This is a genomic window from Kosakonia sp. SOY2, assembly GCF_027109175.1.
Lineage (GTDB): Bacteria > Pseudomonadota > Gammaproteobacteria > Enterobacterales > Enterobacteriaceae > Kosakonia.
The window spans coordinates 502,967-524,519 of the sequence record NZ_JAPVXH010000002.1; the positions used below are offsets into that span (position 1 = coordinate 502,967).

At 59.3% G+C, this 21,553-nt stretch carries 17 protein-coding genes; 11 read left to right on the top strand and 6 right to left on the bottom strand.

From position 1 onward, the window contains the following. Positions 1 to 7: 7 nt before the first annotated feature. Positions 8 to 1,384: a heavy metal sensor histidine kinase gene (locus O3S68_RS15310; protein ID WP_020454997.1), complete on the bottom strand. Its 1,377-nt coding sequence runs from the start codon at positions 1,382 to 1,384 to the stop codon at positions 8 to 10. Then, positions 1,377 to 2,084, bottom strand: a complete 708-nt coding sequence (locus O3S68_RS15315; RefSeq protein ID WP_020454996.1) for a heavy metal response regulator transcription factor — start codon at positions 2,082 to 2,084, stop codon at positions 1,377 to 1,379. The genes O3S68_RS15310 and O3S68_RS15315 overlap by 8 nt, the downstream gene beginning before the upstream one ends. Before the next feature lie 166 nt (positions 2,085 to 2,250). On the opposite strand from O3S68_RS15315, the gene O3S68_RS15320 reads away from it, so the two are divergent. Beyond that, positions 2,251 to 2,868 carry a YceI family protein gene (locus O3S68_RS15320; RefSeq protein WP_269231851.1) on the top strand — a complete coding sequence of 206 codons (618 nt, stop codon included), beginning with the start codon at positions 2,251 to 2,253 and terminating at the stop codon, positions 2,866 to 2,868. A gap of 17 nt (positions 2,869 to 2,885) precedes the next feature. Here the strand turns inward: O3S68_RS15320 and O3S68_RS15325 are convergent, their stop codons facing one another. Genes O3S68_RS15325 through O3S68_RS15335 form a run of 3 tightly spaced genes read right to left on the bottom strand, consistent with a single transcriptional unit; the run spans position 2,886 to position 4,727 of the window. Then, positions 2,886 to 3,671, bottom strand: coding sequence for an anti-sigma factor family protein (locus tag O3S68_RS15325; RefSeq protein WP_269231852.1), 786 nt, complete (start codon positions 3,669 to 3,671; stop codon positions 2,886 to 2,888). After that, positions 3,668 to 4,225, bottom strand: a complete 558-nt coding sequence (locus O3S68_RS15330; protein WP_160268861.1) for a sigma-70 family RNA polymerase sigma factor — start codon at positions 4,223 to 4,225, stop codon at positions 3,668 to 3,670. The genes O3S68_RS15325 and O3S68_RS15330 overlap by 4 nt, the downstream gene beginning before the upstream one ends. After that, positions 4,206 to 4,727, bottom strand: coding sequence for a tetratricopeptide repeat protein (locus tag O3S68_RS15335; protein WP_020454992.1), 522 nt, complete (start codon positions 4,725 to 4,727; stop codon positions 4,206 to 4,208). Before O3S68_RS15335 ends, O3S68_RS15330 begins: the two co-directional genes overlap by 20 nt. A gap of 187 nt (positions 4,728 to 4,914) precedes the next feature. On the opposite strand from O3S68_RS15335, the gene O3S68_RS15340 reads away from it, so the two are divergent. Then, on the top strand, positions 4,915 to 6,579 hold the full coding sequence (locus O3S68_RS15340; RefSeq protein ID WP_269231853.1) for a phospholipase D-like domain-containing protein: 1,665 nt from the start codon (positions 4,915 to 4,917) through the stop codon (positions 6,577 to 6,579). 229 nt (positions 6,580 to 6,808) lie between these two features. Here the strand turns inward: O3S68_RS15340 and O3S68_RS15345 are convergent, their stop codons facing one another. Continuing rightward, positions 6,809 to 7,405: an NAD(P)H-dependent oxidoreductase gene (locus tag O3S68_RS15345; RefSeq protein ID WP_269231854.1), complete on the bottom strand. Its 597-nt coding sequence runs from the start codon at positions 7,403 to 7,405 to the stop codon at positions 6,809 to 6,811. A 112-nt stretch (positions 7,406 to 7,517) separates the two neighbouring features. On the opposite strand from O3S68_RS15345, the gene O3S68_RS15350 reads away from it, so the two are divergent. The 9 genes from O3S68_RS15350 to O3S68_RS15390 all read left to right on the top strand — a co-directional run bounded on the left by O3S68_RS15350 (position 7,518) and on the right by O3S68_RS15390 (position 21,505). Next, positions 7,518 to 8,114: a TetR/AcrR family transcriptional regulator gene (locus tag O3S68_RS15350; RefSeq protein WP_269231855.1), complete on the top strand. Its 597-nt coding sequence runs from the start codon at positions 7,518 to 7,520 to the stop codon at positions 8,112 to 8,114. A gap of 60 nt (positions 8,115 to 8,174) precedes the next feature. Continuing rightward, positions 8,175 to 9,431 (top strand): nitrate regulatory protein, encoded by a 1,257-nt coding sequence (locus O3S68_RS15355; RefSeq protein ID WP_269231856.1) that lies wholly within the window; start codon positions 8,175 to 8,177, stop codon positions 9,429 to 9,431. Positions 9,432 to 9,705: 274 nt separating this feature from the next. Next, the gene (locus O3S68_RS15360) at positions 9,706 to 10,965 is read left to right on the top strand and encodes a CmpA/NrtA family ABC transporter substrate-binding protein (protein ID WP_269231857.1); all 1,260 of its coding nucleotides are present in this window, start codon (positions 9,706 to 9,708) and stop codon (positions 10,963 to 10,965) included. A 10-nt stretch (positions 10,966 to 10,975) separates the two neighbouring features. Continuing rightward, positions 10,976 to 11,863, top strand: coding sequence for a nitrate ABC transporter permease (gene ntrB, locus O3S68_RS15365; RefSeq protein WP_020454986.1), 888 nt, complete (start codon positions 10,976 to 10,978; stop codon positions 11,861 to 11,863). A gap of 9 nt (positions 11,864 to 11,872) precedes the next feature. Continuing rightward, positions 11,873 to 12,667: an ABC transporter ATP-binding protein gene (locus O3S68_RS15370; protein ID WP_269231858.1), complete on the top strand. Its 795-nt coding sequence runs from the start codon at positions 11,873 to 11,875 to the stop codon at positions 12,665 to 12,667. Between the two features lie 34 nt (positions 12,668 to 12,701). Beyond that, positions 12,702 to 15,614: a nitrite reductase large subunit NirB gene (gene nirB, locus O3S68_RS15375; protein WP_269231859.1), complete on the top strand. Its 2,913-nt coding sequence runs from the start codon at positions 12,702 to 12,704 to the stop codon at positions 15,612 to 15,614. Between the two features lie 17 nt (positions 15,615 to 15,631). Next, the gene (locus O3S68_RS15380) at positions 15,632 to 19,375 is read left to right on the top strand and encodes a bifunctional nitrate reductase/sulfite reductase flavoprotein subunit alpha (protein WP_269231860.1); all 3,744 of its coding nucleotides are present in this window, start codon (positions 15,632 to 15,634) and stop codon (positions 19,373 to 19,375) included. A 91-nt stretch (positions 19,376 to 19,466) separates the two neighbouring features. Beyond that, positions 19,467 to 20,207: a response regulator gene (locus O3S68_RS15385; protein ID WP_269231861.1), complete on the top strand. Its 741-nt coding sequence runs from the start codon at positions 19,467 to 19,469 to the stop codon at positions 20,205 to 20,207. After that, positions 20,204 to 21,505: an ATP-binding protein gene (locus tag O3S68_RS15390; RefSeq protein ID WP_269231862.1), complete on the top strand. Its 1,302-nt coding sequence runs from the start codon at positions 20,204 to 20,206 to the stop codon at positions 21,503 to 21,505. The genes O3S68_RS15385 and O3S68_RS15390 overlap by 4 nt, the downstream gene beginning before the upstream one ends. Positions 21,506 to 21,553: the final 48 nt, after the last annotated feature.

Here is a 21,553-nt window from a genome sequence, read left to right on the forward strand (position 1 = left end):
GCTGGCGCTATTTATTTAGCGCCAGCGTAAAGCCAAAGGTATTTTCGCCATTCTGGCTGGTGGCAAAGACATCACCGCCATGCATTTGCGCCACCGCTTTGACAATCGACAGCCCAAGCCCGTGGTTGGTATCGCTTTGCGTTCTGGCGTGATCGGCGCGGTAAAAGCGCTCAAACAATCTTTCCAGATGGTGGCTTTCAATGGCATCGCCGTAATTTTTAACGCTCACCGTCGCATGCTGATCATTACGACTCAACGTGACCGTGACCTGGCTATTTTCGTAGGCGTAGCGTGCGCTGTTTTCCAGCAAATTGGCGAGCGAGCGGGTAAATAAGCGCCTGTCGACGCAGATCGTCACATCACCTTCGATCAGTAATTGCAAATGGCGATCGGTGAATGAAGGTTCGGTATATTCGGCCGTTTTTAACGCCTCCTCGCGCAGCGACACTTCCGCAAGCTGCGCCGGATGTTTGCCGGTTTGCGCATGGGACAAGAACAGCATGTCGTTGACGATCGACGTCATGCGGTTTACCTCCTCAAGGTTTGATTCGAGGCAGGCTTCGAGTTCCTCATGGCTGCGTTTGCGCGAGAGGGCTAGCTGCGTCTGGCCGAGAATGCTCGAGAGCGGCGTTCTCAACTCGTGCGCCACATCGGCGTTAAAACTTTCCAGTTGTCGCCATGCAATTTGCTGGCGGGCGAGCACGCCGTTAAAGGCTTCCGCCAGACCCTGCAACTCCTGCGGTAGCGCGGTGGCGTCCAGCCGCTGGCCGTCAATCCCTGGCGCAAGTTCACGCGCCTGCTGGCTGAGGAGTTCCACCGGTTGCATCCCCTGGCGGGAGATAACAAAGCCTAAAAAGGTCACGAACAGCACGCCCATGGTGGTGATAAAAATCAGCACCTGGGTAAATTCATTCAGCGTGCCCATATACGGCGTGGAGTCGATAGAAACCACAAAATGCAGCGGCGTCACGCCATCGCGGTAGCGAATGGTTTTCGTCAGAATAAACAGCGGACACTGGTCGGTTTTTTCCCGGTTAATGCGGCTGAAGCCATCGGTAAGGGCGTTGAGATCGATCTCTTTTGGCGGCTCGCCACCCACTTGTAGCGCCGGATCGCTGCTTAAAATCCAGTAATGAACACGCCCGCCTTCCGAGTTACTCAGGCTCATCAGCTTGGTTTTGAGTTCGTCGAGTTCATGGTGATTAAACTTGGAAACGATCAACGGCTCCACCAGTGAGTAGCGGAACATCAACTCGTTATGCATCTGTTTATTCAGCGATTCGCGCAGCGATTCCCGCAGGCAAAGCGCATAGGCGAGGGCAATACATAAGGTGACCACCGCAAACGTCAGCGCCAGTTTGCGGGAAATAGAACGTTTAAACATACGCACTCATTTTGCCGGGATCTTCGTCGCGATACTCAAGGATGTAACCCATGCCGCGCACGGTGTGCAGCAGCTTCTCTTCAAACGGGGAGTCGATTTTGGCGCGTAAACGTTTGATCGCGACTTCGACAATATTGGCGTCGCTTTCAAAGTTCATATCCCAGACCTGCTCGGCAATCATCATTTTCGACAGCACTTCCCCCTGGTGCCTGGCGAGCAGACTTAGCAGGGCAAACTCCTTTTGCGTCAGGTCGATGCGCGTACCGTTGCGGTACACTTTGCGCGCGAGCAGATCGAGCTGCAGGTTGTGGACCTGCAACTGTGAAATATCAAGCCCATCGGTCGGTCGGCGGCGCAGCAGCGCCTGAATGCGCGCCACCAGCTCAATCAGCGAAAACGGTTTGGTCAGGTAATCATCCGCGCCCAGTCGCAGCCCTTTAACCCGCTCATCAAGTGAACCGCGCGCGGAAAGCATCAGCACCGGCGTCTGTTTCAGTTTGCGCAGGCTGGTGATGACGGCATATCCGTCCATCGACGGCAGCATGACATCCAGGATAATGGCGTCGTAGTCCATCTCCGTTGCCAGGAATAATCCTTCGCGCCCGTCGGCGCAGACATCGACGTTGTAACCTTGCTCGCGAAGCGCGGTGTTGATGTAAGACGAAATTTTCTCTTCATCTTCGATTAAAAGGAGTTTCATGACCCAGGCCCTGATGATTACCTATAACTGACGTCAATAATATAAAGCGTTGCCGCTAACAATTGCCTGACCGTTAACTGACAATTTTGTAAGCAAAAGACGTTATAACGAATAAAATTCCCGCCTGGTGCGTTTACGGGATATCTGCAATCCGGAGAATCCATTTATGAAACGCATCATTCCAGCCATGATGATTGGCCTTTTAAGCGCGCCGGGAGCACAGGCGATGCCGCTCAGCTACCGTATCGCCACGCCGGCAACCACGGTTGCGCTCTCCTGGCACGCCTTTGGCGGCGTGTCACAGGCGCATCTTGATGGCGTAAGTGGCGACGTAACGCTGAATCCGGCGCAGGAGAGGGAGGATCGCATCAACGTGACGATCCCCGTTGCGACACTTATCGCCTCTAACAGCTTGCTGACTTACCAGTTGAAAAGCAGCCTGTTTTTTGATGCGGAGCACTACCCGACAATCGCCTTTAGCAGTAGCCGGGTGGTGGATTTAGGCGACGGGCATTTCCGGGTTTTTGGCTCCCTGGCGGTAAAAAATATTCGCCGCCCGGTGATCCTCGACGCCACGCTGCAAAAACAGGGCAGGGCGGATTCGGGACAACTGTCACTCCATGCCACCACCGCGATCTCCCGTTCGGCATTTAACATGGATAAGTTCGCCATGCTGGTGGACGACACGGTAACGATAAATATTGAAATCCATGCGCAGGCCCAGGCCCAGGCCCAGGCTCAAGTCCAAGCTCAAGCCCAGGCTCAAGCCCGCCAGCCAGCGTAAACCGTAGCGGGCGCGACTTATGACAGCGCAGCGTGCAGCGCCTGCGCGTGTAGGGACAATTGCGGCGGTGGGTTTCGGCCTATCAGCACAAATTGATAGCCGCGTTGTTGCCACCAGACGAGGTGCATATCGTGGCGATTTTCAGGCGTTAAGGCGCGCGTTTGGGCATGTCGTTCAGGCGAAATACACAGCGCCATCGGGCCATATTCCGCATCCATCCACGCGATTTGCGCAATTGAGGTGCTGTCATAACGCAGCATGCGCACCATCTTCAGTTCTGCGCCGGTCAGGGCAAGTTGCGCCATCTTCACGTTTAAGCCAATATCCTGCGCTGTGCGCGCCAGCCCGCGTTGCAATGCCGTGGGCGAGCTGTCTGCATCCAGCAGCGTTTCCGCGCTATACAGCGACATATATTGCGCCTCAAGATCGCGGATTTTCTCGCTCTCATTACGCGCCAGCGCCAGTGGCCTTGCGAAATAGCCAAGCCCGCCGCCAATGATCAGAAAACTGAGCGACGCGGCAATCAGCGAACGGCGGCTGATGCCGGTGGATGAGCGGGGCGAAGCCAGAAGCTCGTTCAACCGCGCCTGCATGCGCGCTTCGGGAGCTTCATGAAGCAGCGGTGCGAAGGCTTCGGCGAAATCCGCACGATCCTGTTTTAGCGCCTCGGTACGGCTGGCGAGCTGTTCGTCTTGTGCAAGCTGGCTCTCAAATTGTTGCGCATCCGCTTCACTCATCTCGCCATCGAGCCAGGCGACAATCGCGTCATCCTGATAGGGCGGTGTAAACATGCTGGGTTTCACGAGCGTTTCTCCTGGGGTTTTGGCGGCGTAGTGGCTTTTTTCGCCAGCGTCGCGCGTGCGCTCGCCAGCCGGCTCATGATCGTGCCGATAGGCACTGCGAGCGTGTCTGCCGCTTCCTGATAGGTAAACCCTTCGACATAAACCAGAAATACGGTATTGCGCTGCGCCTCCGGCAGCGCGCTGACGTGCTGCATAACTTTCGCATAATGCCGCCGCGCGTCATCCTGGGCGTGGGTATCCGCCGCCAGCAGTTCATCACTCTCCACAAAACCTTGCCCCATCCGCACACGACGCGCGCGCAGATCGGAGATCCAGATCGAGTGCAGAATGGCGAACAGCCAGCTGTCTATGCGCGTGCCCGGGGTAAATTGCGCACTCTTTTCGAGTGCGCGAACGCAGGTCGACTGCACCAGTTCTTCGGCAACCTCGCGGTTGCGCGACAGAACCAGCCCATAGCGCCACAGGCGTGTCAGATGTGCAGCAAGTTGCTGGCGAACGTCACTGGTGGTGATTTTGCGCTCCTCGCTCCGGTCGTCAGGACTCAGGGTGACCATTAATCGCCGCCTGCAAATCGCGATACTCTTCGCATTGCACACCGCAAAGCGTGGCGATGGTTTTCAGTTGCTCTTTTGCCAGATCCGGGCGGCCTTTCACCAGCCACGCTTCACCGAGATATTCCCGCACTTTCGCATACTGCGGGTTGAGCGCCAGCGAACGCTGATAATAGCCAATGCCTTCATCGGTGCGACCCAGTTTGCGCGTGGCGTAACCCCGGTAGTTCCAGGCTTCGGCGGTATTGGCGTTTTTCAGCGTATCCAGCAGATTCAGCGCCGCCTGATACTCCCCTTTTTTCGCCAGATGATAAGCGTAATGGGTTTTATCGTCGTCGCTGAGGCGGCTGCTTTTTTCCGCCACACACTGTTTGAGCGTGCTGTCATAAACCTGCCCGCTCGGGCAGTCTGGCGTTTTACTGTTGGTATTATCGTCTCCGGCGGCGAAAACCTGCGCGGCAGGCAACAAAAATAGCGACAGCAACAGCGGGGCGAGCGTTTTCATTTTGAGTTCCTTCGGTAGCGTGAGTAGTGAGTTAACGCCGCAATGGCGATTTCTATTCGAAAAAAATCACGTTTCCCGCCAGGCGCTGCTGATGCTGGCGACATCACCGTTACGTCATACATCCGGTTTATAATTTGATACGGCGTGTCGCGGGAGTGTGAGTCTCTGATTCGGCGGAGGGTAAACCATGCGTGTTAGCGGGCAGCAAGGTGAGTTAACGGCGTTAGCGGTGGCGGGCAGCTATGTGGTGTTGCTGGGCTGGGATATGCCCGAGCAGCATATCCTCGCCGGTAATATTCTCGGTTTCGCCATTCAGCGCACGCGAAAAAGCGACGGGGAGGTTATCTGGCTAAACGGTATGAAAACCTTCGCCAGCGTCGAGCCGACGCCCGCGCCGGGCGTGCCGGTCTCCTCGTTCAGACACCCTTTCCAGACCTTTCAATGGTCTGATTACAGCGTTGCGCCCAACGCGGAATATCGCTACGAAATTGTCGCCATGCGCGGGCCTGCCGGGGCGTTAACGCCGGGCGATGCGGTGCAACTGACGGTACTAACCGAGCCGGTGGATAACGGCGAGCACGCGATTTTCTTCAACCGTGGAGCGATTGCCTCACAGGAGTATGCCCGGCGCTTTCACAATGCCAGCCCGGCGGAGATTGGCGATGCGGCCTGGAAGTGGCTGTCGCGCGGCCTGCTGGAAGGGCTGGAGCGGTTTATCGGCCAGGCTGATAAAGGTGATGAGCTGCACGGTGCCATTTTTGAATTCAAAAACAGCCGCATCTATGAAGCGTTAAAAAGCGCTGCCGCGCGCGGCGTGACCGTGAGCGTGATTTACGACGGCGACTCGCAGCGTGAGTCCAATGAAAAACATCTGGCGCACAGCGGCATCGAGGCGCTGACGCACCCGCGCATCCACTCCGGTCGCTATATGCATAACAAGTTCTTTGTTTTGCGGCGCCAGGGTGTGTCGCAGCAGGTCTGGACCGGTTCCACTAATCTCAGCGAAAACGGCATTTTCGGTCACTCGAATAATGCGCACATCGTTCGCGATCCTCGCGTGGCGGAGCAGTACGAAACCTACTGGCAACTGCTGTTGCAGGATTTAACCCGCGCGCCAACGGCGAAAAAAGTCGAAACGATCACCGCCGCGCCGCCGGTTCCGTGGCGCGATGAAGTGAGCACCGTCTTTTCGCCGCGCACCTCGCTCACCGCACTGGAGTGGTACGCTCAACTGGCTGCGGGCGCGCAACGCGCGTTGTTCGGCACTTTCGCTTTCGGCATGAACAAACTGTTTGTCCCCGCCTGGGATCGCACCGACGAGGTGTTACGCTTCGCCTTGCTGGAGAAAAAAGGTTCCGGCAGTCAGTACAAGCAACAAGCGGCGGAAATCGACCGTATCCGCAAACATCCAAATGTTACCATCGCCGTTGGGCAGAACCTGGTGCTGAACGCCTTTGACCGCTGGCTGAAAGAGATCGAAAGCCCGGTAGAAGAGACGCACGTCACGTACATTCACACCAAATATTTGTTGATCGACCCGCTTGGCCCGGAGCCGATTGTGATTGTCGGTTCGGCGAATTTTTCCGCCGCGTCCACCGACACCAATGATGAAAACATGCTGGTGATCAAGGGCAACGCTGCCGTGGCAGATGTTTATCTTGGGGAGTTTATGCGTCTGTTCACCCACTATGCGTTTCGTGAATCGGTGGCGCGCTCGCAACAACGCATCGTTGCAGGCGCGGTGTCGCCAAAATACCTTTACGAAACCACGCAGTGGATTGATGCCGCTTCCGGGTATTTTGTCGCCGGTAGCGACCGCGCCCTGCGTCGCCGCTACTTTTCCGGTCAGTAAGCGGCGGCAAATAATTGCCGGTGGCGATAGTTTCGCCGTCGGGCATTATTTCCGCCTTTGTTCGGCAGGATAAAAAGAGAAATAACCGCTAATAAAGCGTACCGGCATGGCTATTTTGCTTAAGGTCGATAAAAAGCAATGTAACGCAGTGCTGGTTCTTCAGTGCGTGGATAACGGTGCCCTTTTAAACCCGCCTGGATGGCGGGTTTAAAAGGGTAAAGTGTGAGTTTTACTGCTGGTGAGTAAATATCCGCTCGCCAATTTTTTGCGCCTCACGTAGTAACGCTTCCGGTGTGCCGAAATCAGGCAGCATCAGCGTGGCATTGGTGAGCACAGGCGCGCCGCAATAATCAAAAATGCCGTGGGCGATCTGCGTCTTCCAGGATTGTGCATAGCCATGCTTTTCAAAGGTTTTCATGTCTGCGCCGCCCAGGGCGATAAGGTGGACAGGTAAATGCCCAAGTTTGCCGGAGACCTTGCCGTTTGCGCCCTCTTCATAGGCCCATCCGTTGGAAAACACCCGGTCAATCCAGCCTTTTAACTGGCCGGGCATGGTCCACCAGTAAATGGGGAACACCAGCACCAGCGCATCGGCTTTCTCAATGCGCGCCTGCTCGGCAAGCACATCGGCGGGCAGTGGCGCGCCTTCGGCAAAGGCGGTGTAATCTGCCGCATTAAACACCGGGTTAAAGCCTTCTTGCGTCAGATCGGCAAATTCTGCGCTATTTTCCCCATTTTTATCCGTTATCCCCTGTGCAACAGCTTTCGCCACGCTGTGGGTTAACGAGCTTGCTAAAGGGTGCGAAATCACGATTAACGCATGCATCTGAACCTCCTGGATTGCCATCCGCCGTTAACGGACGTAGTCTTATATACGAACAGTAACCTACCATTAGTAAGTTACTTTTAGTATATAAGCCTGTCAAGGGAGAAACATCATGGCGGAAACGCGTGTGCGTCAGCGCTTGTCGCGGGAAGATCGCTATTCGCAGCTTGTGGATGTCGCGTGGCACATTATTCGCGAAGAGGGCACCGAAGCGCTGACGCTCGGCCATCTGGCGGAGCTAGCCGGTGTCACAAAGCCAGTGGTGTACGATCATTTCACCAGCCGTTCCGGGCTGCTGGCGGCGCTCTATCGCGAATATGATCAACGCCAGAACCGCAAAATGGATGATGCGCTGGCAAAGACCGCGCCGGAACTTGCCGCGCGCGCGTCGGTTATCGCCATCGCTTATATTGAGTGCGTGCTGTTTCAGGGCCGCGAAATGCCAAGTTTACTGGCGGCGCTCGCCGGTACGCCGGAGCTGGAAACTATCCGCCGCGAATACGCCGTCGATTTCATCGGCAAGTGCCGCACTCTGTTTGCGCCATTTTGCGGTGAACCGCTGCGCGATGCGCCGCTGTGGGCCATGCTGGGTGCCGCCGAAGGGCTCGCCTGGGCGGCGGTGCAGGGGGCGATTAGCGAGTCGCAGGCGAAAGAGGAACTTTGTGCGGTCATCATCGCCATGGTTCGGGCGACGCTGCCGCGCGGCTAAAGCCGTTCTACCTGGCGCGCGCCTTGCATCAGGGAAGCAGGACTTCCCTGGAGCATACGCATGATAGCCAATTCATCGACCACCATCCGTTTCCTGCTCGCCTCGCGCCAGTGTGAGCTCAACAGCCTGCGTTATCTGCTGCAAAGCGGCGAACTGGTGGGCAAGATCAGCCAGCTTGTGCACATGCTGCAACGCGAGCGCGGAACCTCCAATATGTTCCTCTGCGCAAGCAAGGGGCAATTTGCTGATGAGTTGATCCTGCGCGAACAAGAGGTGGCGCAGGCACAAGCACCGCTGATGGCGCAACTCGACACGCTGGAGCAGCAGATTGCCGCGCTGCCGCAGGCCAGCCGTCTGTTCAGCCACGTCGCCAGTGTCGTGTACGCCCTGAGTTTGCTGCCTGCGTTACGCCAGCAAATCCGCCAGCGCACGCTGCGTTTACCGCAGGCGATGAGCTTCTTTAACGACATCATTCGCCATCTGTTGTCGCTGGTGTTTGAGCTGTCTGACACCGCCGCCGAACCGGCCATCTCCAGGCATTTGATCGCCATGTTCAGCTTTATGCAGGGCAAAGAGTACGCAGGCCAGGAGCGGGCGACCGGTGCGGCGGCCTTTGCCGCTGGTACATTCAGCGAAGAGACGCAGCAGAAATTGCTCAGCCTGATTGAACGGCAGGAGCGCTGTTTCGCCACCTTCACCGATTTCGCCGACGATGAACACCGCCTGCGCTGGCAGCAGATGGCGACCGACAGCCAGTTTGAACGGCTGCGGCGCATTGCCTGCACCGGGCGTGAGCTTTACGACGCCGACAGTTGCCTGCGCTGGTTTGCCCTTGCCACCCAGCGCATTGACGAGATGAAAACGCTGGAAGATGCGCTGGCGCAAACGCTGATGGCGCACTGCCGGGCACGCATTGCCGCCACCGAGCAGGCCAATAATGAGCAACTCGCCGATATCGAAAGCCTGATGCCCGCATACGAGAACGAAGAGAGCAGTTACTCGGTCTTTAGCGACGCCCACGGCTGGCTGGAGAGCGGCGGCGTTCGCCCGCAGCTTGGCCGTTCACTGCTGGTGCTGGTGCAGCAGCAGTCTCGGCGCTTGCAGGCGCTGGACACTGAGCTTGCGGCGCTGCGCGAAACGCTCAACGAGCGCAAGCAGATTGAGCGCGCGAAAAGCATGTTGATGCAGCACCGGCAAATCAGCGAGGAAGAGGCCTACAAAACCCTGCGGCGTATGGCGATGAACCAGAACAAAAAGCTGATAGAAATCGCCAGCGCCATGCTGGCGGTGGCCGATGTTTTTCAGGCTAACCCTTAAGGAGTAGCTGCACATTGCCAGTGCGAAAAGTGCCCTTCCGCAGTGCGCCGCGCTGGGTTGTTAGCGGCAATGTGCCGCGAAATCCGCCGCTTTCAATTCTGGCACAGCCTTTGCTTTAACCTTCCCGGACAGAAAAAATCACAACGCGCACCCGGCCAACGGCGGTCGGTTTAGCGTTAAGCGGACAACGGCGTCCATAAGCGTGCAGCTTTGCACAGGCTTATGGACGCCGTTTTTTTTTGCATCCCACAACGGTGAGCAGCGCGAGGGTGGCATGAGTGATAACAACACGAAAGGTATGACGGTTACCCGCCGTCAGTTTTTACTGGGCAGCGCGGCGCTGGGCGGCAGTCTGCTGGTGCCGGGCGTCATCAACCGCGCCTGGGCCGCCGGTTCTGACGCACCGGAGCTTAAAGAGATCCGCGTGGGCTTTATTCCGCTCACCGACTGCGCCTCGGTGGTGATGGCGGCGGTGAAAGGCTTCGACAAAAAATATGGCATCACCATTTTGCCGAGCAAAGAAGCCAACTGGGCGTCGGTGCGCGACAAACTTCTTTCTGGTGAATTGAACGCCTCGCACATTCTCTACGGCCAGCTTTACGGTCTGCAAATGGGGCTTTCCGCGCCGCAAACCAACATGGCGGCGCTGATGACCCTCAACCAGAACGGGCAGGGGATCACGCTCGCTAATGCGCTGCACGAGGCGGGTGTCACCGATTTGCCCGCGCTGGCAAAGCATCTCGCCGCCAGTCCCGCAGGCACGTACACCTTTGCTCAGACCTTTCCGACCGGCACCCACGCCATGTGGCTCAACTACTGGCTGGCGAGCGCGGGTATTAACCCGCTCAACGACATCCGCAGCGTAGTGGTGCCACCGCCGCAAATGGTGATGAACATGAAAATTGGCAACATGGTCGGCTACTGCGTTGGCGAACCCTGGAACCAGCGCGCGATCGGCGATGGCATCGGTTTTACCGCCGCGACCAGCCAGGATATCTGGCCGGATCACCCGGAAAAAGTGCTCGGTACGCGCGCCGATTGGGTCGAGAAGAACCCCAACAGCGCCCGCGCGCTGACCGCCGCGATCCTTGAAGCCTCGCGCTGGATTGACGCCTCGGACGATAACCGCCGCGAAACGGCGAAGGTGATTGCCGGGCGCGCTTATCTCAACACCAAAGAAGAGACCATCGTTGGCCGCATGCTCGGCCAGTACGACAACGGCATTGGCAAAAGCTGGAAAGATCAGCACGCGATGCGCTTCTTCCACGATGGCTCGGTCAACTACCCGTGGCTCTCCGATGGCATGTGGTTCCTCACCCAGCACAAGCGCTGGGGGCTGCTCACAGACGATCCGGACTACCTCGCCATCGCCCGCCAGGTGAACCGCATTGATATCTACAAACAGGCCGCCGCCAGCGTGGGCAATGTTTCGCTGCCGGACAGCGATATGCGCAGCAGCGTGTTGATGGATGGCGTTCGCTGGGACGGCAGTAATCCTGCCGCCTACGCCAACGGCTTTAGCGTAAAAAAATGAGAGGTCGCTGATGAAAAACCAGGCGCAAGTTATCCCGATCCCGCTGGACGAAGCGGCGAAAATTCCCCAGCAGGCAGAGATCGTTACGCTGCCCGCCAAAGTGCGCGTACGTCGCCGCCCGTCATTGTTTCGCCCGCTGATGCAGCGCGTGGTGCCTGCGCTGCTCGGCATCGGCCTGCTGCTCTGCCTGTGGCAGGTGGCGGCGCTGAACAGCAAAAACTTCCCCACGCCGTGGCAAACGTGGCTGGCGGCGCTGGAGATTTTCGCCGATCCGTTTTATGTCGCCGGGCCGAACGATCAGGGCATTGGCTGGAACGTGCTGGCCTCATTAGAGCGCGTGGCGACCGGTTTTGGCCTTGCCGCACTGGTCGGTATTCCCACCGGTTTTTTGATTGGCCGCTTTCGTTTTGTCGCCAGCATGCTCAACCCGCTCATCTCGCTGCTGCGCCCGGTCAGCCCGCTCGCCTGGCTGCCAATAGGTTTGCTGCTGTTCCAGCGTGCGGAACCGGCCTCAAGCTGGACGATTTTCATCTGCTCCATCTGGCCGATGATCCTCAACACCGCTGAAGGCGTGCGGCAGATCCCGCAGGATTACCTGAATGTCGCGCGGGTTCTGAAACTTTCCGAGTTCGCCATCATGCGCAAAATCCTGCTGCCCGCCGCGCTGCCGGGCATCCTCACCGGCATGCGGTTATCGATTGGCATCGCCTGGCTGGTGATTGTGGCGGCAGAAATGCTGACCGGCGGTATCGGCATCGGTTTCTGGATCTGGAACGAGTGGAACAACCTGAATGTGGAACACATCATCATCGCCATTGTGGTGATTGGCGTGGTCGGCCTGCTGCTCGAACAGGCGCTGATGTGGATTGCTAACCGTTTTAACTACACCAACCGCTAGGGGGCTCTGATGCGTACCAATCCGATTATCCAGGTTCAGCAGGTGAGCCAGCGTTTTAACACCAGCAGCGGCGAGTTTCTGGCGCTTGATAGCGTTAGCTTTGACATTCACCCCGGCGAAACCCTCAGCCTGATTGGTCACTCCGGCTGCGGCAAATCCACACTGCTGAATTTGATTGCCGGGCTGACGCTGCCCACCAGCGGCGGTCTGCTGTGCAACAACCGCGAAATCGACGGCCCGGGGCCGGAGCGCGGCGTGGTGTTTCAGAACCATTCGCTACTGCCGTGGTTGACGGCGTACGACAACGTCGGGCTGGCGGTGCGCCAGGTGTTTCGCGGCGAAATGAGCAAAGTGGAGATGCATGAATGGATCATGCACAACCTGGATCTGGTGCATATGTCCCACGCGTGGAATAAGCGCCCGCACGAGATCTCCGGCGGCATGAAGCAGCGTGTCGGCATTGCCCGCGCGCTGGCGATGAAACCGAGCGTCCTGCTGATGGATGAGCCTTTCGGCGCGCTCGACGCCTTAACCCGCGCTCATTTACAGGATGCGGTGATGGAGATTCAACAGCGCCTGCACACCACCATTGTGCTGATCACCCACGACGTGGATGAAGCGGTGCTGCTCTCTGACCGCGTGTTGATGATGACCAACGGCCCGGCGGCGAGCATTGGCGAAATCATGGCGGTGGAGCTGGAGCGCCCGCGCTCGCGCGTTTCGCTGGCCGACGACGCGCAGTATCAGCGCTATCGCCAGCAAGTGCTGCATTTCCTGTATGAGAAACAGCCCAAAGCGGCCTGACCTCTCTTTCTCTTGCGCATTAAGGATCCAGGTTATGAAAAAGCCCGTTTTAGCGGTGATCGGCCACGGCATGGTGAGCCACTACTTTCTGCAACAGCTCGTGGAGCGCGAACTGCACCTGCATTACGACATCGTGGTGTTTGGCGAAGAGCGGCTGCCCGCTTATGACCGCGTGCATCTTTCGGAGTATTTTGCCGGGCGCAGCGCGCAGTCGTTGTCGCTGGTAAGCGAGGGGTTCTTTGCCGACAACGGCATCACGCTGCACTGCGCGAGCAAAATTGTCGCTATCGACAGCCAGCAACGCTGTGTGCGCGATGCGCAGGGTGTGGAAACCCATTACGACACGCTGGTGCTCGCCACCGGTTCGTATGCTTTTGTGCCGCCGATCAGCGGCAATACGCGCCCTGGCTGCCTGGTATACCGCACGCTCGACGATCTGGACGCCATCGCCGCGCAGGCGAAGAACGCGAAACGCGGCGTGGTGATTGGCGGCGGTTTGCTGGGGCTTGAGGCCGCCAACGCCCTGCGTCAGTTAGGGCTGGAAACCCACGTTGTTGAATTTGCGCCACGCCTGATGGCGGTGCAGCTCGACGAGGGCGGCGCCATGATGCTGCAACGCAAAATCGAAGCGCTTGGCGTGCAGGTTCACACCCGCAAAGAGACGCGGGAAATCATCGACGGCGAGCAGGCGCGCCACCGCCTCTGCTTTGCCGACGGCAGTTTTCTGGAAACCGATCTGCTGCTGTTCTCGGCGGGCATCCGCCCGCGCGATGAGCTGGCGGAAAGCGCAGGGCTGCAAAAAGGGCCGCGCGGCGGCATTGTTATCAACGATCACTGTCAGACTTCCGATGAAGCGATTTACGCTATCGGCGAGTGCGCGTTGTGGAACGGGCAGATTTTTGGTCTTGTCGCACCGGGCTACCAGATGGCGCGCAGCGTGGCGGACAAGCTCGCGGCGCGCGACACACCGTTTACCGGCGCGGATATGAGCACCAAACTGAAATTGCTGGGCGTCGAGGTGGCCTCTATTGGCGACGCGCACGGCAAAACCGCCGGCAGCCAGAGTTACCAGTGGACCGATGGCCCGCGCGAAATCTACAAGAAAATTGTTGTCTCCGCCGATGGCAAACGGCTACTCGGCGCGGTGCTGATTGGCGATAGCGCCGATTACAGCCTGCTGCTGCAAATGATGCTTAACGACATGCCGCTGCCCGCGCAGCCGCAAACGCTGATCCTGCCTGCGCTTTCCGGCGATGCGCCAAAAGGGCTGGGCGTGGCGGCGCTCGCCGCCAGCGCGCAAATCTGCTCCTGCCATAACGTCAGCAAAGGCGATATCGCCGCCGCCGTGGCGGGCGGTTGCAGCGAACTGGGAGCACTGAAAAGCTGCACCAAAGCGGGCACCGGCTGCGGCGGCTGCGTGCCGCTGCTGAAACAGGTGATGGAGCACGAGCTGCAACAGCTCGGCGTGGAGGTGAAAAAAGATATCTGCGAGCACTTTGCCTGGTCGCGTCAGGAGCTGTATCACCTGATCCGCCTGCACGATATCCGCACTTTCGACGCGTTGATTGCGCAGTTCGGCCAGGGGCACGGCTGCGAAGTGTGCAAACCGCTGGTCGGCTCCATGCTCGCTTCGTGCTGGAACGACTACCTGCTTAAACCGCAGCACCTGCCATTGCAGGATACCAACGACCGTTTTTTTGCCAACATTCAAAAAGATGGCACCTACTCGGTGGTGCCGCGCATCCCGGCGGGCGAAATCACTCCACAGGGGCTTATCGCCATCGGCGAAGTGGCGCAGCGCTACAATCTCTACACCAAAATCACCGGCGGGCAGCGGGTGGATCTCTTTGGCGCACGGCTTGAGCAGTTGCCCGCGATTTGGGAGGAACTTATCGCCGCCGGGTTTGAAACCGGCCACGCTTACGGCAAATCCCTGCGCACGGTGAAATCCTGCGTCGGTTCCACCTGGTGCCGCTACGGCGTGCAGGATTCCACCGGCATGGCGATCGCGCTGGAGAACCGTTACAAGGGGCTGCGCTCGCCGCACAAAATCAAAATGGCGGTCTCCGGCTGTACCCGTGAATGCGCGGAAGCGCAGGGCAAAGACATTGGCGTAATTGCCACCGACAAAGGCTGGAACCTGTATGTTTGCGGCAACGGCGGTATGAAGCCGCGCCACGCCGATCTGTTTGCCAGCGATCTCGACAGCGAAGCGCTGATCCGCACCATCGACCGGGTGTTGATGTTCTACATCCGCACCGCCGACCGGCTACAGCGCACCAGCACCTGGCTGGACAACATGGAAGGCGGTCTGGACTACCTCAAACAGGTGGTACTGGAAGACAGTCTCAATATTGGCGCTGAACTGGAGCGCGAAATGCAGCAGGTGGTCGACAGCTACCAGTGCGAGTGGAAAACCACCCTCGATAACCCGCAAAACCGTCTGCTGTTCCGGGGCTTCCTCAATAGCGATCAACCGGATGAAGCGGTGGTGATGGTGCCGGAGCGCGGGCAGATCCGCCCGGCAACAGCGCAGGAAAAACCGCCTATGCAGAACCAGCCGCACACGGGGGATGGCGAGTGGCAGCATATTGCCGCGCTGGCTGATATTCCGGCGAACGCCGGCATGGCCGCGCGTCTTGGCCAGCAGCAGATTGCCCTGTTTCACCTGCCTGATTGCGAGGAGCAAGTATTCGCGCTCGAAAACCATGAACCTGGCAGCCAGGCGAATGTGCTGGCGCGCGGGCTGGTGGGCGACGCAAGCGGTGAGCCGATGGTTATCTCCCCGCTGTATAAAAAGCGTTTTCGCCTGCGCGACGGGCAGAGCCTGGACGATGCCGGGCTGCGTCTGCGCGTCTGGCCGGTGAAAATCCTGCACGGGCAAATCTGGGTGCAGCACGCGCCCGCCGCGCAGAACACCTTGTCGGCAATTGCCGAAGCGTCTTAAACAGATCCGGGGGCGAAATGGAGCAGATCAAAAGCGTATGCCCCTACTGCGGGGTGGGCTGCGGGCTGGTGATGCAGGTGGAAAAGCAGCGCATCATCAGTGTGGTGGGCGATAAATCCCACCCGACCAACCAGGGGCGGTTGTGCACCAAAGGTAAAAGCTGTGCCGGGGCGATAACGGCGACTGGCCGGCTGGATAGCGCGTATCTCCGCACATCGCGTCAGCATGAGCCGGTGCGCACGGCAATTGATGACGCCATCCGCGAAACCGCCCGGCGGCTGCGTGGCATTATCGATAAGCACGGCCCGGATGCGCTGGCGCTGTATGTTTCCGGCCAGATGTCTTTAGAAGCGCAATATCTGGCGAACAAGCTGGCGAAAGGGTTTATTGGCACCAACAACATCGAGTCCAACTCACGTTTGTGCATGGCCAGCGCCGCCAGCGGTTATAAGCTCTCGCTCGGCGCGGATGGGCCGCCTGGCTCTTATGACGATTTCGAGCGCGCCGATCTGTTCCTGGTGATTGGCGCCAACATGGCCGACTGCCACCCAATCCTGTTTCTGCGCATGATGGAGCGCGTCAATGCCGGGGCGAAACTGATTGTCGTTGATCCTCGCCGTACTGCCACGGCAGAGAAAGCCTCGCTCTTTTTGCAGATCAAACCCGGCACCGATCTCGCGTTGCTGAACGGTTTGCTGGCACTGTTGGTGCAAAACGGCCAACTGGATAACGATTTTATCGCCCGGCACACCGAAGGCTGGCAGGCGATGCCGGATTTTCTGCTGGACTATACGCCGCAGCAGGTGGCCGAGCGCACCGGGTTGCGTGAAGCCGACATTCGCCAGGCGGCGCAGTGGATTGGCGAGGCGGGGGAATGGATGAGCTGCTGGACGATGGGGCTAAACCAGAGCACGCACGGCACCTGGAGCACCAACGCGCTGTGTAATTTACACCTGGCGACCGGCGCGATTTGCCGCCCCGGCAGCGGGCCGTTTTCGCTTACCGGCCAGCCGAACGCGATGGGCGGGCGGGAAATGGGTTATATGGGCGGCGGGTTGCCGGGTCAGCGATCGGTGCTGGTGGATGAAGATCGCGCGTTCGTCGAACAGCTATGGCAACGTCCTGCCGGCACGCTGCGTGGCGAGGTGGGCGGCGGTACGGTCGCGCTGTTTGACGCGATGAGCGCAGGCGAGATCAAAGCCTGCTGGATAATCTGCACCAACCCGGTCGCCACCGTGCCAAACCGCGAAAAAGTGATCGCCGGGCTGGAACGCGCCGAACTGGTGATTGCGCAGGATGCGTTTCTGGATACCGAAACCAACCGCTACGCCGATATCCTGTTGCCGGGTGCATTGTGGGCGGAGGCCGAAGGAGTGATGGTCAACTCCGAACGCACCATGACGCTGATGCAGCAGGCGGTATCTCCGCCGGGCGATGCGCTTGCCGACTGGCAAATTATCGCCAGTGTGGCGTGTGAAATGGGTTACGCGGAGGGCTTTCGCTACGCCAGCGCCGCCGCGGTGTTTGATGAAATCCGCGCCGCTCACAACCCGGCAACCGGCTACGACATTCGCGGCGCGAGCTATGCGCGGCTGCGCCAGACGCCGTTGCAATGGCCGTGCGCGCCGGAGGATGATGAACCCCGTCATCCCATTCGCTATTTGCAGGATAACGGGCGCGTGCGTTTTGCTACCGCCAGCGGCAAGGGGCAATTTTTTGCCCGCCCGGATCTCGCGCCTGCCGAAATGCCGGATGACGACTACCCGCTGGTGCTCAACACCGGGCGCGTGCAGCACCAGTGGCACACGCTGACCAAGACCGGCAAAATCCCGCTGCTTAATACGCTCAACCCCGGACCGTTTATCGAAATCTCCCCCACAGACGCACAACGGCTGGCGATAAACGAGGGGGACTGGGTGGATATCCGCTCGCGGCGCGGTATGGCACGGCTGCCTGCGGTGGTGACTGACCGTGTGCGACCCGGCAACAGCTTTGCGCCTTTTCACTGGAACGATCTGTTTGGCGACAAGCTGGCAATCAACGTCCTGACCAGCGATGCGCTGGATCCGGTTTCGCTGCAACCCGAGCTGAAACACTGCGCCATCGCGCTGGTGCGCAGCCAACAGCAACCCGCGCCCGCCGCTGCACCCGCAACGGATGAAGACAGCGGGTTAGTGCTGGTGCTGTGGGCCTCCACCACCGGCAATGCGCAGGCGTTTGCCCGCCGCTGCGCCGAACAGCTGCTGCATGCCGGGCTGGCGGTAAAACTGCGCGCCATGGATAGCGTCAGTGTGAACGATATGGCCGCCGCGCCGCGCGTGTTACTGCTCGCCAGCACCTTTGGCGATGGCGATCCGCCCGCTAATGGCGCGGCGTTATGGGCGGCGTTGAGCGCCGAAAACGCACCTGCGCTGAGCGGGACGGCGTTTTCGGTGCTGGCGTTTGGCGATGCCAGTTACGCGCAGTTTTGCGGTTTTGGCCGCAAGCTCGATGCCCGGCTGGCCGCCCTTGGCGCACAGCGGCTGCTGGCGTGCCAGGTGTGCGATGCGGGCGATATTGACGCGGCGCAGCAGTGGCTGGCGGCGATCCACACTGACATTCTGCGGCTCGGCGCACCGCCGCAAAGCACGGCGCAACCCACGGCAAAACCTGGTTTCAGCCGCCACGATCCCGTTAGCGTGCCGCTGGTCACGAATCAACTGCTGAGCGCGCCGGGGGCGGAAAAAGAGATCCGCCAGTTCGCGTTTGATCTGCAGGGCAGCGGCTTGCACTACGAAGCGGGCGACGCGCTCGGTGTCTGGCCGCGCAACTGCCCGCAGCGGGTCGCCGACATCCTCGACCTGCTGGCGCTGGATGGGCAAAGCAGGGTGCAGGTTAGCGGCGTGGGCGAGATGACGCTGCAGGCTGCGCTCTGTGACTGTTTTGACATCACGCGCATCACCCCGGAGGTGCTGCGCCTGGTGGCTGACCATGCGCAAAACGAAACGCTGCATAGCCTGCTCTCCAGTGAAAACAGTACCGAACTTACGCAGTGGCTGTGGGGGCGGCAGATTATCGACCTGTTGCAGTGTTTCCCGGTACATCTGGCGGCTGAACAGTGGCTTTCGGCGCTGCGTCGCTTGCAGCCACGACTCTATTCCATCTCCTCCAGCCCGAAAGTTTCCCCGCAGCGCGTTGAACTGACGGTCTCCACCGTGCGTTATGGCGACAGCAAGCAACGCGGCGGCGTCTGTTCGACCTTTCTGGCGGATCGCGCAGAGCGCGTGGCGATCTTTATTCAGCCCTCGCCGCATTTTCGCTTGCCAGCCGATCCGAACACGGCGGTGATTATGGTCGGCGCAGGCACCGGCATTGCGCCGTTTCGCGGTTTTCTGCAGGAGCGCCAGGCCACGGGGGCGAGAGGCGATAACTGGCTGTTCTTTGGCGAGCAGCATGCGGCCACGGATTTTTATTACCGTGAGGAGCTGGAGGCCTGGCAGCGCGACGGCGTGTTGTCGCGCTTCACCACCGCGTTTTCCCGCGATCAGGCGCAGAAAATCTACGTTCAGCACCGCATGCTGGAGCAGGGGGAAGCGCTGTGGCGCTGGTTAGCCGCCGGAGCACACTTTTATGTTTGCGGCGATGCGAGCCAGATGGCGAAGGATGTCGAAAACACTTTAAAGCAGGTGGCACAAACCTTTGGCGACATGAGCGCTGACGCGGCGGACGCCTGGCTGGCGACCCTGGCGCGGGAAAATCGCTATCAGCGCGATGTCTATTAAGCGTTGTACAGTGTGATACAAAGCCAACGCCCGGGTCGCGCGTAACCAGGATACACTCATTTTACCGTTACCCGCCGCCAGGGCTTTTTGGATGGAACATATTGACCACATTTTGGTTGTTGATGATGACCGGGAAATTCGCACGCTGCTTGCTGATTACCTGACCCGCTCCGGCCTGCGCGCAAGCGTTGCCGCGAATGGCAAACAGATGCGGCAGTTACTCGAAACCACGCTGGTGGATTTGATTGTGCTGGATATCATGATGCCAGGCACGGACGGGCTGACGCTGTGCCGCGAGTTGCGCAGCAGCGCGCATAAAAACGTGCCGGTGCTGATGCTGACCGCGCGCAGCGAAGAGACCGATCGCATTGTCGGTCTGGAGATGGGCGCGGATGACTACCTGGTAAAACCCTTTGTTGCCCGCGAACTGCTGGCGCGTATCAAAGCCATTTTGCGCCGCACGCGCATGTTGCCGCCGAACCTGCAAATCACCGAAGCGGGACGTTGCCTGGCGTTTGGCGACTGGCAGCTTGACACCTCGGCGCGTCATCTGGTGGATGCGCAGGGGACCGTGGTGGCGCTGAGCGGCGCGGAGTATCGCCTGATGCGCGTGTTTCTCGATCACCCGCAGCGCGTACTCAACCGCGACCAGCTTCTGAACCTTACGCAGGGGCGCGACGCGGAGCTTTTCGAACGCTCCATTGATCTGCTGGTAAGCCGCCTGCGCCAGCGCCTGAACGACGACGCGCGTGAACCGGCTTACATCAAAACCGTGCGCAGTGAGGGCTACGTTTTCTCAATGCCGGTGGTTATCACAGAGGCGCGGGAATGAGGCTGTGGCCGCGTTCGCTGCTGTCACGTTTAGTGGTGATTGTGCTGGTGGGATTGCTGCTGGCGAACGCGTTAACCCTTAGCCTGCTGCTGTATGAACGCATCACCACCGCGCGTTCGGTAATGCTGGGCAATCTGGAATACGATGTGGCGACCAGCGTGGCGATCCTCGACCGTTTACCCGCCAGCGAGCGCCCTGCATGGCTGGCGCGTATCGATCGCGGTAACTATCGCTACTTGCTGAGCGCAGGTGAAAGTGGGCGCTACCCCACCAACTGGCGTTCGAAAGATACCGCACGCTCGCTTGAACAGGCGCTGGGCAGCCAATATGCCCTGAAAATCAATGCTGTCCCAGGCCCGCAGGAACATTTGCAGGCGCATTTGCGCCTGCATGATGGCGCGCCGCTGACCATTGATATCACCCCGCGTCCAACGCCTATCGCCCGTTGGCTGCCTGCGGTGCTGGTCGCACAACTGCTGCTATTGCTTATCTGCTGCTGGCTGGCGGTACGCCTGGCTGTGAAGCCGCTGACCCGCTTTACCCGTGCGCTTGATGCGCTCACCCCATCGCCCGAACCCCCGCCGGTGATGATCGAAAACGGCCCAACGGAGGTGCAGCACGCGGTGCGCGCTTTTAACGCCATGCAGGCGCGTATTGCTCATCACCTGAGTTCGCGCGCGCAGATCCTCGCCGCGATTTCGCACGACCTGCAAACGCCGATCACCCGGATGCGGTTGCGCAGCGAAATGGCGGCCGACGAAGCGCTGCGCGACAAACTGCTGGCGGATCTGGATGAGATGTCCCGGCTGGTTCGTGAAGGGATCGCTTATGCCCGCACGCAGGATGCGCCGTCGCTCGCACCGCAGCGGCTGGCGCTGCACCCGTTTATCGACAGCCTGGTGTGTGACTATGTCGACGTTGGCAAGCGGGTAACGCTGCTGCGCTGCCCGCCGGATCTCACGCTGCACATTGATGTGCAGGCGCTGCGGCGCATATTAACCAATCTGCTGGATAACGCGCTGAAATTCGCCGGCAAAGCAGACATCGATATTGTACTTACGCCAGATGCGCCGCTCGCGATCCATGTGCTTGATAACGGCCCCGGCATTCCTGAAGAGGCGCTGGCAGCGGTGCTGGAGCCTTTCTACCGGCTGGAAACCTCGCGTAATCGCGGCACCGGTGGCACCGGTCTGGGGCTGGCGATTGCCCGGCAACTGGTGTCGCAACTCGGTGGGCAATTGCACCTGAGCAACCGCCCGCAGGGCGGGCTGGATGCCTGCGTGCTATTGCCGCACTAAGTTTGTATCTCTGCGTATCTGCTCTCCGGCCTGCAACACCGGCTGACA

Bases quoted from the DNA above. Each gene is read 5' to 3' on its own strand.
- O3S68_RS15310 (WP_020454997.1), bottom strand. From the start codon at position 1,384: ATGTTTAAACGTTCTATTTCCCGCAAACTGGCGCTGACGTTTGCGGTG.
- O3S68_RS15315 (WP_020454996.1), bottom strand. From the start codon at position 2,084: ATGAAACTCCTTTTAATCGAAGATGAAGAGAAAATTTCGTCTTACATC.
- O3S68_RS15320 (WP_269231851.1), top strand. From the start codon at position 2,251: ATGAAACGCATCATTCCAGCCATGATGATTGGCCTTTTAAGCGCGCCG.
- O3S68_RS15330 (WP_160268861.1), bottom strand. From the start codon at position 4,225: ATGGTCACCCTGAGTCCTGACGACCGGAGCGAGGAGCGCAAAATCACC.
- O3S68_RS15335 (WP_020454992.1), bottom strand. From the start codon at position 4,727: ATGAAAACGCTCGCCCCGCTGTTGCTGTCGCTATTTTTGTTGCCTGCC.
- O3S68_RS15340 (WP_269231853.1), top strand. From the start codon at position 4,915: ATGCGTGTTAGCGGGCAGCAAGGTGAGTTAACGGCGTTAGCGGTGGCG.
- O3S68_RS15345 (WP_269231854.1), bottom strand. From the start codon at position 7,405: ATGCATGCGTTAATCGTGATTTCGCACCCTTTAGCAAGCTCGTTAACC.
- O3S68_RS15350 (WP_269231855.1), top strand. From the start codon at position 7,518: ATGGCGGAAACGCGTGTGCGTCAGCGCTTGTCGCGGGAAGATCGCTAT.
- O3S68_RS15355 (WP_269231856.1), top strand. From the start codon at position 8,175: ATGATAGCCAATTCATCGACCACCATCCGTTTCCTGCTCGCCTCGCGC.
- O3S68_RS15360 (WP_269231857.1), top strand. From the start codon at position 9,706: ATGAGTGATAACAACACGAAAGGTATGACGGTTACCCGCCGTCAGTTT.
- ntrB (WP_020454986.1), top strand. From the start codon at position 10,976: ATGAAAAACCAGGCGCAAGTTATCCCGATCCCGCTGGACGAAGCGGCG.
- O3S68_RS15370 (WP_269231858.1), top strand. From the start codon at position 11,873: ATGCGTACCAATCCGATTATCCAGGTTCAGCAGGTGAGCCAGCGTTTT.
- nirB (WP_269231859.1), top strand. From the start codon at position 12,702: ATGAAAAAGCCCGTTTTAGCGGTGATCGGCCACGGCATGGTGAGCCAC.
- O3S68_RS15380 (WP_269231860.1), top strand. From the start codon at position 15,632: ATGGAGCAGATCAAAAGCGTATGCCCCTACTGCGGGGTGGGCTGCGGG.
- O3S68_RS15385 (WP_269231861.1), top strand. From the start codon at position 19,467: ATGGAACATATTGACCACATTTTGGTTGTTGATGATGACCGGGAAATT.
- O3S68_RS15390 (WP_269231862.1), top strand. From the start codon at position 20,204: ATGAGGCTGTGGCCGCGTTCGCTGCTGTCACGTTTAGTGGTGATTGTG.